The organism is Vibrio sp. V39_P1S14PM300 (genome assembly GCF_009904765.1).
Taxonomy (GTDB): domain Bacteria; phylum Pseudomonadota; class Gammaproteobacteria; order Enterobacterales; family Vibrionaceae; genus Vibrio; species Vibrio proteolyticus.
This window is the reverse complement of record NZ_WXWP01000183.1, coordinates 1-11,302: the sequence shown is the minus strand read 5'-3', so window position 1 is coordinate 11,302 and position 11,302 is coordinate 1. Positions and strand designations below refer to the sequence as shown.

Sequence of the window (11,302 nt, the reverse complement as noted above, 5' to 3'; positions counted from 1 at the left end):
ATAAAATACTGATTGGAATCAAAGAGAAATTTGATAAATTAGAAAATGTTATCGCCCATTTGATCGATAAACATTTGCGCCTTTTTCAGCATGAATTCATTAGCATCGCTTTCTGAGGCTAGGACATCAGAACGAATAAAGCGATGTGTTTTTACTTCACCATCGATTTCTTTGGTTATCCGACCGGCAATCCGATATTGACCGCCTTCTGCTATCGCTTCCTGATAAATCAGAAAACCTTTGTATTCGACTGGCTCTACCTGTTTCGGTTCTTTTGGTTGACCGCCACCAAACAAGCGTGAAAATAGACCCACTCACAACTCCTTAAGAACGTTTAATATTAATGATTGGTTTCTCGTACCACTCCAGCGTATCGCTTTCACTCTTATTTGACGAACGAATAAACGGAATGTGTTCGTCGCGATTCTGACGTCGATCGTCAATGATCATTGACTCGGCAGCGAATACTGCATCTTCCGCCGCCTTTTGAAGTGACAACATTTTATGCTCAGGCAAGGCTGACAAAAAATCAATATCATATCGAATATAGACCGGACGAAGCTGACTAAGCGCCAGGCATGCAAGGTCAGCGAGCTGATCATGAGTAAAGTGGTTGGCGTAAGCTTCCCGGGTCAGAACCTGGCCGACCAGCGTCTCCATATAGTTATGAACATCCACACTAATTTGCATAACGTCATTCCTTCGCAACAGGATTAAACAGGTTAATTTATAAACATAGACCAACTTTTACTCTGATAGTTTAGTAAAAAGCTTGGCAATTCAATAAATAGAAGTATTCTTATACTCAATTTTCGAAATTGTTATATTCATCGGGCCGAGTTTTTCGTTTTATGTCGTACTCCATAGTCACTACGAACTGGTTTCGTTTAGCGTTTCCGCTATTGCTGGTTACGCTGCTATGGACAGGTATGAGCAATGTCATCACGGTGACACAAGCTAATATAGGATTCGCGTCACATCTTCCCTACATTATTCTGGGATCAGTTTTTACCTTAGGCCATTTTTTTAAGCAAAGTCGAATCTCTATGATTTCTGCTGCGCTTATTTTATCTTATTGGGTGATCCAGGTCAGACTTCAAAGCCCTCTCACCACGGGCTCAACGCTGTTAGAACTCTCTTTATTAGCCTTTTTACTGCCCGTCGCCAGTTTTCTGGTTTATCCAATGAGTGATACGGGCATCAATAGTCGTACATTTGGTGTTTATATACTGGTTCTGCTGATGTTCGTCTTTTGGGCATACCTCATTGTGGCTCACTACAACGACGGAGGCTTCAGCACGTTCAGCAATGCATTTCTTTACTATGTGCCACAGATATCGCGCCTTCCTTTGATTTTAGTGCTCTACCTGACTGCTCTGGTTGGGATCAGTGCCATTCTTGTATTGCGTAATAATCGGATTGTTGATGTTTCCGTCTACTCAGTTGTGTCGTTAACCAGCATCACGTTCATCTTTTTTCACGTTCACTACGTCTCCAGTACGATGTTTTCAGTCGCCGGTATCTTGTTGCTCATTTATCTGCTCTCAGCAAGCTACGAGCTGGCCTTCAATGACCGGCTGACTGGTATACCAGGACGATTGGCATTAGACGCTGATTTACGCCACCTTGGCCGACACTTTACTGTCGCCATGGTGGATATTGACCACTTTAAATCATTCAATGATACCTATGGTCATGATACTGGCGACGACGTTTTAAAGCTGGTTGCTTCTAAGCTCACCAAAGTGGGCGGCCGGGCGCGTGTCTACCGTTACGGGGGCGAAGAGTTCACCGTATTATTCAAAGGTAAAAATGCCGATGAAGCCATCTCGTATCTCGAAACATTGAGGCAATCTATTGAGGGCTACGAGATGTACCTTCGCGACGACAATCGGCCGAAGAACGATAAACAAGGCTTGCGGCAGCGTGGCAAAGCGAAAAAACGTGAATCGGTGAACGTGACCATCAGTATTGGTTATGCCGATAGCAAAACAAGCCGCAAAGCCGAAGAAATCATGAAACGCGCCGATAACGCGTTGTACAAAGCAAAAGAGAAAGGTCGCAATCGGATTGAGAAAGCTAAGGCTTAATCTTGATTAAAAAACAACACGATACTACCGCCCTTGTAATCGGACCCGTAGTTAACATTGATACCGATGCCGATATTATCGATCCAGTCTACTTCGAATGGCGGCGTCATGAGCCAGCCGATGGACGTCTCGTAGTAGTGGTCTGTGCCAAACTCACTCGGCGTGTCTCCACCCAAGTCAATTCGACTGATACTGGCATATAAAGACTGTAACGAGTTTCCCCACTGCGTGATGTTGTAAAACAGTTCTGCTCCGTTAGAAACATACCAGCCCTCCGGGTTCCCCACATTGCCACTATTGGCATCACCCCAACCATAACCATAAAAATAGTGCCATGATGAGACAACTTTCCATTTACCCCACTCCGGCTCGTCGTGATACTCGAATTTTAGCGTGGGTTCATAAATGTTGGACCAGGCAGACACATCGACTAAGCGGTCTTTCAGAAAAACATCTATCAATTCCTGTGATTCTAAGCTATTGGCAGTAAAGTCATTTTTATAATGAATCAGATGAGTGCCTATACCCGGGATGAGTCGCCAGTTTTCAGTCAGGTTCATACGATATCGATAGGCCGCAAAACCAGAAATGATCGTCTCTTTTAAGTTGTCTTCTGGCACGTCGCCCTGAAGTAACTGGGTATCCGAATCAGTGAAAATGCCCGACAGGCGGAGATAAATACGATGTTGGTTGTCTGAGTCGGGCTCATCAAACTCAAACGTGAACGGGATGGCCACAACCGAATTTTGTTTCCGTCGCTCGACAGCATCATCCGAGCCCAGATTTTCGTTGTCGAGATTTAATGCCCGATTAGGATTAAAGTCGTTAACCCCGAATTTAATGACATCGGTATCAGTCAGCACGACAACTGAGGCAAATCGATGTTCAAACGATTTGATTATCGCATCATCCAACTGATTCGCTGAGATCTGTTGTGAAGCGGTAAGCGCGCTAAAAAACAGCGCTACTCGATAAGTTAAAAAGGTCCGTATCATCTTTTCCTGTACAGCAAGTCTTAGAGAAGACTATCCAGTTCTTTCCAAATCAGACACGGCTACAAAGCAGTTTCGCCCGTTACTTTTCGCTTGATACAGCGCATCATCGGCGGCGCCGTAAATATCTTCATTAGATTCACGCCCTTTGGGCAAAATACTCAACACGCCAAGTGACACTGTAACGTAAGGTGTGCCATGATTGTAGTCATGCGGATACGCGACGTCTTTAAACCGGTCCATGATGCGTTGCGCTGCCTGGCTCGCCTGCTCCAATGACGTATTCGCCAGTAAAACAACAAACTCCTCACCGCCATATCGACCTACAAACTCACCGCTGCGGCTAAATAGTTTAGACGTTTCCTGAGCAAGTCGAATTAAGCATCGGTCTCCTTCAAGGTGGCCGTAATTGTCATTAAATGCTTTGAAATTATCGACATCAAACAAAAGCATGCCAAGTGGCAACTCCTGCCGTCCATGCCAGGCGATCAACTCCTGCAATTTGTCATCAATAAACCGGCGGTTGAACACTTTAGTCAGCCCGTCTTCGTTAACCTGCTGTTGTAAGACGTGATTTAACTCTTCAAGTTTTGCCGAAGTCTTTTTCAACTCCCGACGCATGAAGGCTATCCGCTGCATGGCACGTAGCTTAGAGTTCAGTACGATTTTATCGACCGGCTTAATGAGGTAATCGTCTCCCCCGGCATCAATGGCTTTCGCGATCATACTCGGTTCATCATGACCACTGAGGAAAATGATCGGCACCCACTCCGGGTACAATCGTCTGATCTCGTGAGAGAGCTCGAAACCGTCCATTTCCGGCATCGAAATATCAAGTAGCACAAGCTCAGGGTCAAAGTCACTGTATAGCGCCAAGGCAGCACGACCACTGGAGACAGCTTCGACAGTATGACCAAGCTGTTTCAAGCGAATCGCAAGCTGCATTCTGTCCAGCTGAACATCGTCAACCAGTAGAATACGCATTGATGAACCCGTTTCACTCATGTAAGTACCAGAAATAATTGGATATATTTAGATATAGCACAGCAGCCTCTTTGTTGCACCGTGTATTATCAATAACTTGCTTTTAAATTATCTAAGCACCAAGCAGTAAAGGAGCAAACCCCGGCAAAGTCACTTAAAGTTGTTTGATTTTCAGCATTTATCTGTTGATATCACGCGCTAAGATGAGTTTGAGTATTGACTTTTCGCTGTGAGTTTTTAGGATCGCCCTTTTTCGATACGAGAATATGTCAATGTCTGACACCAACCAAACCGAACAACAAACTGTCGATCTGGAAACGATTTCTCCTGAACTGCGTCAGGTAATCGAATTTGATCAGGTGCCTGAAGGGATGCACTTCATGGTTTCCTCTATTCACGAAGTGTCAGAAGAAGCCGTACGCGAAGCTTGGGACTCACTGCCTGCCAGCGCACAGAATGTGCTCGACAACTTCGAGCAATTTCACGCTCTGATTTCTGTGAGTCAGGCTTTTGCTGGCGTTAACGTGATGGAAGAGTTCCCAACGCTTAACCTGCCGAAAGAGATGACGGAAGAGCAGAAAGAACAGTACCGCGCAGAACTGCTGGATGAAGTGCTGCACAACTGTGTGAAGGATATGGTGAAACAAATCAAGAAAGCTCGCCGTGATCCTATTCTGAAGAAAGACTTCAAAGACGTATTCGTCAAATAAAATCAAAAATCAAGCCGCGTTCACCGCGGCTTTTTTATTTCAGTGCGTTAAGGCAACATCCCGTTGCGTCACGCTCACCCCTTTAACCTGGGCAAACACCTGCATCCCGACATGTAAGCCAAGTTCATCTCTGGCCCAGGCAGTTACCGTGGCCCATAGACAGCACCCCTCACCCAACGCCAGTTTTATCGCCACGCTTTGCTTATCGCCTCCATGGCGACGAGTTTCTAGCTCCACAATCTCAGCCGGTAATATATTCCGGATAGAAGTCGAGCGCGGTTTCTCCAAAGCGAGTGAGACGTCATTGGCCCTGACCTGAAGACGGACCGATGTGCCCACTAGAGCATCTATTCGCTGAACCCAAAGATGAACACCCGTCGCCAACTTAAGCTGACTCAACGCGTAGTCGTCATTGTGCGTCTCGATTGAAGCTTCAAACAAAGAGCTTTGATCAGAAAAAGACTGCCAAGGGCGCATTGCTTTGGTTGACCAAACCTGTTCTACCGGTCCAGAAGTCACCGCCTGACCGTCGTCGATGATCACTAAATAGTTCGCCAGTCTTAGGATCTCATTCAAGCTGTGAGTGACATACAGAATTGGGATTTGAACCCGATCGGCTAGTTCTTCCAGAAATGGCATCACTTCACGTTTACGTGGCATATCCAGAGAGGCGAGAGGTTCGTCCATTAACAAGATATCCGGCTTTGCCAGTAGCGCTCGGCCAATGGCCACTCTCTGCTGTTCTCCGCCAGACAGCTCGCTTGGAAATCGATCTAACAACGGTTCAAGGGCTAACAACTTGATGATGGTTTCCACGTGGTCAGGATCCATCTTCTTAACGCCATAAAGCAGATTGCCTTTCACCCGGTAGTGAGGGAACAAACGCGCATCCTGAAACACATAGCCAACGTTACGTTTGTGGACTGGTACATCAAGGTTCTTCAATGACGAAAACAACGTTCGGTCTTGAACCACTATCTCACCTTCATCTGGTCGCAATAGGCCTGCAACCACGTTGATTAAAGAGGTTTTTCCGGCTCCGGAGCGGCCAAATATGGCGGTAATGCCGCTTGCTGGTAAATCCAAATCAATGTCAAAGTGCGTGTCGCCCAATACCAGGCAATATTTTACCCGAAGCAATGTCATCGCACGGCCCCCAGACGTTTCGCTGTCCGACGTGCCATCCATTCCGAGATGAGTAGTGACGCTAATGCGATCACGATAGAGATGGCGCACAAACGTGCCGCTTCGAGCTCAGAACCGGGGGTTTCAATAAAATTATACATTGCCAGAGGAATGGTTTGTGTTTCGCCAGGAATGTTGGAAACAAAGCTGATGGTAGCGCCAAACTCACCTAGGCTACGTGCGAAAGACAACATCGTACCAGTTATGATGCCGGGAATCGTGAGTGGTAAGGTTATTGTCATGAATACCCGCCATGAAGAAGCTCCCAGTGTTGCTGCAGCTTGCTCTAGTTTCGTGTCGACACTTTCTAAACTAAGACGAATCGAGCGCACCATTAGAGGAAGCGCCACCACAATACATGCGAGCGTGGCGCCTTTCCAACTGAAACTGAAGACTAAACCAAAATGTTCTGCCAGCCACGCTCCCAATATACCTTGCCTGCCCATCAGGACAAGCAACAAGTAGCCGATCACAACGGGAGGAAGCACCAAAGGTAGGTGAATCAGGCTATCGAGTAAGCCTTTACCTATAAATTGCTTACGCGCCAACATCCAGGCCAACGCAATACCGATCGGTATTAACCATACGATGGCGTAAAACGCGACTTTTAAGCTCAGCAGCAGAGCTTGGTATTCATATTCAGATAACAATGCTTATGCTCTTAGTTAAATCCGTACTTATCGAGGATCGCTTTACCTTGTTCGCCGTTGAGGTAATCGACAAAAGCTTGGGTTTGCGCATCCTGATTGAAGACCGCCATAGGATAACGTATGGGCGTATGCAGGCTATCGTCAAATTCCCGGACAATGCTGACCTTGTCCGACAGCAACGCATCTGTTTTATAAACAATGCCGAGATTGGACTCTTTACGCTCTACCAACGCCAGCGCCAAGCGTACATTGCTGGTCGGAGCCAGATGTTTCTCAAGCTCTGGCCAAACCTTCAGAGCTTCTAAACTCTCTCGACCATAAATGCCAGCCGGAACGGCCTGTGTGTTGCCTATCGCCAGTCGGGTTGGACCTAACGCATGAATCCAGGAGTCGGCACTCTCCAACACCAGATTCGTATCGCCACCTTTCGGCTCTATCACAACCAGTTTGTTGGATGCCCACTCAGTGACAGTGTCACCATTTATCATCTCTTTATTGATCAGATAGTTAACCCACTTTTCATTGGCTGAGACAAACACATCCGCCGGCGCGCCATTCTCTATCTGACGTGCTAACGCTGACGATCCGGCGTAAACAGGAACAACCTTGATGCCATCATGACTACTTTCATAACTGGTGATCAAATCATTCAACACATTTGTCATGGAAGAAGCAGCATAAATGCGCACATCCTCAGCGGATGCGGAAAAACTGATGGTTAGCGCAACAAACGTTGCTATATAAGGTACTTTCATTGTGCACTCTTTTGTAGCTGGGGCCATAACAAACTCAAATCGAGACACTGCTCAACAGCGTCGGCAATTTGGTCTATCGCTTGTTCTTTCATTGTTTCATGTGATTGCAGCTTTACGGCTTCACACCCTGCCCACTCACAAATCAGTTGCAGTGCTTCAGGGCTGTCTAATATACCGTGCAGATAGGTCCCAAAGATTTGATTGCAATCACTGATTTCACCGTCTGTTGTGGCAGCATCCAAGATCACAGGGCTCGATCCAGAGGTTTGAGTGCGACCAACATGTATTTCATAGCCTTTGACGGGAACGGACCGGGTGTTCAAAGTAAGTGACCCGGTCACATTAGTGAGCGCTTTTTGCTTAGTTAATACCGTTTCAGCGCTCAATAGTTCAAGTCCACGGCTGACTCCAGCAGGGCCTTCTACGCCGTAAGGGTCATCAATAGTACGTCCCAACATCTGGTAGCCACCGCAAATCCCCATGACTTTTCCCCCTAGGCGTAGATGGCGCTGAATGTCTTTATCCCATCCCTGCTCTCGGAGGTACGCCAGATCTGCGCGGACCGATTTTGTCCCAGGCAAAATGATCAAGTCAGCATGGCTGAGGCGTTCACCTTTACCCACATAACGTAAATTGATATCAGGGTTTAAACGCAATGAATCGAAATCGGTATGATTGCTGATCCGAGTAAAAACAGGGACGACAACATTTAACTTAGCGTCTGAATTCAGATTCTGTTGAGTAGTGATAGCGTCTTCCGCTTCTAAGTTAAAACCATGAAGATAAGGCAGAACCCCGATCACAGGCTTGCCGGTTTTTTTCTCCAACCAATCCAAACCCGATTGCAAAAGCGAAATATCCCCGCGAAAACGGTTGATGACAAAGCCTTTGACGCGCTGCTGCTCTGATTCAGACAAAAGCGCCAGCGTACCGAATAAATGCGCAAACACTCCGCCCCGATCGATATCGGCAATGATGATCACAGGAACGTCAGCTTCTTCTGCAAACCCCATGTTCGCGATATCGTTTTCTCGCAAGTTGATCTCTGCCGGGCTACCGGCACCTTCAACAACCACACAGTCATACTCACGACATAAAATATCAAAAGACTCCAGAACCGTGGGCAGCGCAATCTGCTTATAATTTTGGTAGCCCACCGCTTCCATGTCCTGTATCGCCTTCCCCTGCAAGATGACCTGCGCCCCTGTATCTGAGTTTGGCTTGAGCAAGACCGGATTCATATGCACGGATGGATCAATACGACATGCCTGGGCTTGAACAGCCTGCGCGCGTCCTATTTCGCCGCCATCAGGAGTGACGGCACTGTTAAGTGCCATATTTTGCGGCTTGAAAGGGGCAACGTTTACCCCTTTTCTGTTCAGCACACGGCATAAGCCTGCCACTAACGCACTTTTCCCTGCATCAGACGTTGTCCCCTGAACCATCAGAGTGCGAGGTGATAAATCCATAATTATTCCAAAAACTTAAATCTACGCCTCTATAATACTCACATCCCTGCTGGTGTCTCAATAAATGAATAGAGTATGAATGGCCTACTCACCAAGGGTTCAAGTGCTGCGTGTTGTAATTCCACCATCAAACAACCATATATAAGGACACAAAAGATGAAAAAGACGATAATTGCACTTACTGCCGCTCTAACCCTGTCACCAGCTCTTGCCCTGGCCAACTCTACTCAGACAGGCATCCAATACAACGGTCCGGTAGAAGTCAGTTCTGTGAAACAACTGCTGGCCGATGCCAATATGTTCACAGAAAAAGATGTCGTGGTAGAAGGCCATTTGCTGCGTCAGGTTCGTAAAGACACCTTCATTTTTTCTGATGGTGATGGCGAAGTCCAAATCGAATTCGATGATGACATTCATTTCAACACACCGCTCAATGCAGAGACTAAAGTGCGTTTATACGGCGAGTTTGAAGGTGGTCAAACACCGGAAATTGAAGTCGAGCAGGTTCAACTGCTGTAAAGTCGTTCGAATACAGCTCCAGATTGGTAAATTGGTCTGCTTTTTGCAGACCTTTTTATTAACGCCAAAAATCAATCACATCCATCTGGAGTTGTAATGAACAAACAACGTTTCGCTGTCTGCCTGGCAGCGCTGGCAAGCTCTCTGCCTCTTTCCGCACAAGCCAACAATTTTGACTACAACTTTTTCGAAGTGCGCATGGGAATGAGTCCGGAAACCGCTGGTGTAGAAGCCAGTACTTTGATCACTGAAAACCTTCACCTGGTTGGCCGGATTGATTCAAAGTTGGATCACGACTGGGACGCTGCGGCGGGTATTGGGTTTAACGGTCCGATCAACCAATTTGCCGATGTATACGGACAACTGTTGGTACACAATATCCAGGAGTCAGAAGAAGACGGTGATGACAACAATACACAAGCAGAAATTAACATTGGTGTACGTCTGTGGCTAAGCGATCAACTAGAGGCAACCGGCCGCATCGGTAAAAATGATGAACGCTCTGTGTTTCATGCCGGGGTGCGTTTCCACTCCACCAATCAATTGTCTTTATCAGCCGAAGCTCGCAACAATGGTGTGTATGGCCCGCAGGCTGTCATGTCGGTTCGCTTCCAATACTAAGTCTGTGACAAAGGAAAAGGTAGCCGACGCTACCTTTTTTGTTGCCTTACCACAATTTTTCTCGGTATCAATTCTATTCCGGGGTTGTAGCGCTTGGCCGTCGCATTTAATGCCAGCTCAAGGGCACTGTCGGCGATTAACTCAAACTGTTGTGGTAGAGAGTTAATTTTTATCGGTAGGAAATCCAGTAAACGGTTGTCACCGAAAGTGGCCAACTGTATCCGGTGCATTAACTCGGGGTGCTCAAACAACACATCCAAAACGCCTTCGAGCAGCGTGTATGACGTTGTAATAAGAGCCTGAGGGATAGTATTATCGCTTACCCACTCTTCAAACACTTTTTTACCATCTTCACGGTTGAAGTGTTGACCATAGCCGACCTGAAAGCGTTGTCCTGCTTTTTTGACCGTGGCTTCAAATCCCAATTGACGCTCACGGGAGATATTAAGTTCTGGCAATGCGCCAATTAATCCAAAATTAGTGACGCCGTCACATACTAAAGATTGTGTTAATTCAAATGCTGCGCCGAAATCTTCACTGATAACACACGAAAAATATTCGTCGTCCAAAGGACGGTCAATCGCAATCACCGGTGTACCCGATTTTTGTAACGCGAGGTAAAACTCGCTCGCATCTGGCATCGCACTGGCAACAAACAACGCATCAATACGACGACTCACTAACGCATCTGCGACTTTCTTTTCCGTTTCTGGATTGTCATCAGAGCAACCAATCAGAATCTGGTAATCTGCGCTACGCGAATTTTGCTCAAGCAGTTTTGCCAGACGTGCATAACTGGTGTTCTCCAGATCCGGAATGATCAGACCAAAGGATCGACTGTTCCCTGCCCGCAATGAGGTTGCGGCGTGATCCGGACGATAATTGTGAGCCTCAACCACCGCCATAACTTTTTGCTGAGTCTTTTCACTAATCCGATATTTCTGGGCCTTACCATTGATGACATAACTGGCCGTCGTTTTCGACACACCGGCTAATCTGGCTATTTCATCAAGTGTCATATCAGTGCCTTTAATTTGTGGTGTTGATCAAATATCACCACATTCGATCTTAGGATTATTTGCATTATAAGCTGAAACGTTTCAGCATAAAAGCTGAAAGGATTCAGCAAAATCAAATTTGTGAAATAGATTGAGGAAATCAATCAATAATCAGCAAATGCACCTACACTCATATTTTGATGCGTGTGTTTTGCTGAATTTTTTTGAAAGAGTGCTGAAACGATTCAGCTAGCCGTTCAGTAAGGTTCAGCTGCGCACTCGAGGGATAGAACACATCAGCGCTCTGTTGCTGATAAGCAGAATATAAG

The 11,302-nt window shown here is 46.4% G+C and carries 13 protein-coding genes; 4 read left to right on the top strand and 9 right to left on the bottom strand.

What is annotated here, in order from left to right:
• Window positions 1–38: 38 nt before the first annotated feature.
• Window positions 39–314, bottom strand: coding sequence for an HlyU family transcriptional regulator (locus tag CAG65_RS09390; protein ID WP_161453458.1), 276 nt, complete (start codon window positions 312–314; stop codon window positions 39–41).
• 10 nt (window positions 315–324) lie between these two features.
• On the bottom strand, window positions 325–690 hold the full coding sequence (locus tag CAG65_RS09385) for a late competence development ComFB family protein (RefSeq protein ID WP_161453457.1): 366 nt from the start codon (window positions 688–690) through the stop codon (window positions 325–327).
• A 161-nt stretch (window positions 691–851) separates the two neighbouring features.
• Between CAG65_RS09385 and CAG65_RS09380 the strand changes: the two genes are divergently transcribed.
• A complete protein-coding gene (locus CAG65_RS09380) occupies window positions 852–2,090 on the top strand; it encodes a GGDEF domain-containing protein (RefSeq protein WP_161453456.1) in 1,239 nt (412 codons plus the stop codon).
• Here the strand turns inward: CAG65_RS09380 and CAG65_RS09375 are convergent.
• Complete coding sequence (locus CAG65_RS09375) at window positions 2,087–3,085, bottom strand: Solitary outer membrane autotransporter beta-barrel domain (RefSeq protein ID WP_161453455.1); 999 nt, start codon at window positions 3,083–3,085, stop codon at window positions 2,087–2,089. The two genes, CAG65_RS09380 and CAG65_RS09375, sit on opposite strands and share 4 nt — an antisense overlap.
• A gap of 30 nt (window positions 3,086–3,115) precedes the next feature.
• On the bottom strand, window positions 3,116–4,087 hold the full coding sequence (locus CAG65_RS09370) for a GGDEF domain-containing response regulator (protein ID WP_161448961.1): 972 nt from the start codon (window positions 4,085–4,087) through the stop codon (window positions 3,116–3,118).
• Between the two features lie 251 nt (window positions 4,088–4,338).
• Here CAG65_RS09370 and CAG65_RS09365 point away from each other — a divergent pair, with 251 nt between their 5' ends.
• Window positions 4,339–4,776 (top strand): DUF3069 domain-containing protein, encoded by a 438-nt coding sequence (locus tag CAG65_RS09365; RefSeq protein WP_161453454.1) that lies wholly within the window; start codon window positions 4,339–4,341, stop codon window positions 4,774–4,776.
• 39 nt (window positions 4,777–4,815) lie between these two features.
• Here CAG65_RS09365 and modC read toward each other — a convergent pair whose 3' ends face one another.
• Genes modC through CAG65_RS09345 form a run of 4 tightly spaced genes read right to left on the bottom strand, consistent with a single transcriptional unit; the run spans window position 4,816 to window position 8,835 of the window.
• Window positions 4,816–5,922: a molybdenum ABC transporter ATP-binding protein ModC gene (gene modC, locus CAG65_RS09360; protein WP_021705264.1), complete on the bottom strand. Its 1,107-nt coding sequence runs from the start codon at window positions 5,920–5,922 to the stop codon at window positions 4,816–4,818.
• The gene (gene modB / locus CAG65_RS09355) at window positions 5,919–6,611 is read right to left on the bottom strand and encodes a molybdate ABC transporter permease subunit (protein WP_021705263.1); all 693 of its coding nucleotides are present in this window, start codon (window positions 6,609–6,611) and stop codon (window positions 5,919–5,921) included. The genes modC and modB overlap by 4 nt, the downstream gene beginning before the upstream one ends.
• Before the next feature lie 11 nt (window positions 6,612–6,622).
• Window positions 6,623–7,366 carry a molybdate ABC transporter substrate-binding protein gene (gene modA / locus CAG65_RS09350; RefSeq protein ID WP_161453453.1) on the bottom strand — a complete coding sequence of 248 codons (744 nt, stop codon included), beginning with the start codon at window positions 7,364–7,366 and terminating at the stop codon, window positions 6,623–6,625.
• Window positions 7,363–8,835: a cobyric acid synthase gene (locus tag CAG65_RS09345; RefSeq protein ID WP_237668789.1), complete on the bottom strand. Its 1,473-nt coding sequence runs from the start codon at window positions 8,833–8,835 to the stop codon at window positions 7,363–7,365. Before CAG65_RS09345 ends, modA begins: the two co-directional genes overlap by 4 nt.
• Window positions 8,836–8,991: 156 nt before the next feature.
• On the opposite strand from CAG65_RS09345, the gene CAG65_RS09340 reads away from it, so the two are divergent.
• Window positions 8,992–9,354: a YgiW/YdeI family stress tolerance OB fold protein gene (locus tag CAG65_RS09340; RefSeq protein ID WP_021705260.1), complete on the top strand. Its 363-nt coding sequence runs from the start codon at window positions 8,992–8,994 to the stop codon at window positions 9,352–9,354.
• A 96-nt stretch (window positions 9,355–9,450) separates the two neighbouring features.
• Window positions 9,451–9,975: a hypothetical protein gene (locus CAG65_RS09335; protein ID WP_021705259.1), complete on the top strand. Its 525-nt coding sequence runs from the start codon at window positions 9,451–9,453 to the stop codon at window positions 9,973–9,975.
• A 29-nt stretch (window positions 9,976–10,004) separates the two neighbouring features.
• On the opposite strand, the gene cra is transcribed toward CAG65_RS09335, so the two are convergent.
• Entirely contained in the window at window positions 10,005–10,994 is a 990-nt protein-coding gene (gene cra, locus CAG65_RS09330; protein WP_161453452.1) for a catabolite repressor/activator, read from the bottom strand.
• Window positions 10,995–11,302 lie beyond the last annotated feature (308 nt).

Coding starts and splice junctions, on each gene's coding strand:
- CAG65_RS09385 (WP_161453457.1), bottom strand. CDS start 690: ATGCAAATTAGTGTGGATGTTCATAACTATATGGAGACGCTGGTCGGC.
- CAG65_RS09380 (WP_161453456.1), top strand. CDS start 852: ATGTCGTACTCCATAGTCACTACGAACTGGTTTCGTTTAGCGTTTCCG.
- CAG65_RS09375 (WP_161453455.1), bottom strand. CDS start 3,085: ATGATACGGACCTTTTTAACTTATCGAGTAGCGCTGTTTTTTAGCGCG.
- CAG65_RS09370 (WP_161448961.1), bottom strand. CDS start 4,087: ATGAGTGAAACGGGTTCATCAATGCGTATTCTACTGGTTGACGATGTT.
- CAG65_RS09365 (WP_161453454.1), top strand. CDS start 4,339: ATGTCTGACACCAACCAAACCGAACAACAAACTGTCGATCTGGAAACG.
- modC (WP_021705264.1), bottom strand. CDS start 5,922: ATGACATTGCTTCGGGTAAAATATTGCCTGGTATTGGGCGACACGCAC.
- modA (WP_161453453.1), bottom strand. CDS start 7,366: ATGAAAGTACCTTATATAGCAACGTTTGTTGCGCTAACCATCAGTTTT.
- CAG65_RS09345 (WP_237668789.1), bottom strand. CDS start 8,835: ATGGATTTATCACCTCGCACTCTGATGGTTCAGGGGACAACGTCTGAT.
- CAG65_RS09340 (WP_021705260.1), top strand. CDS start 8,992: ATGAAAAAGACGATAATTGCACTTACTGCCGCTCTAACCCTGTCACCA.
- CAG65_RS09335 (WP_021705259.1), top strand. CDS start 9,451: ATGAACAAACAACGTTTCGCTGTCTGCCTGGCAGCGCTGGCAAGCTCT.
- cra (WP_161453452.1), bottom strand. CDS start 10,994: ATGACACTTGATGAAATAGCCAGATTAGCCGGTGTGTCGAAAACGACG.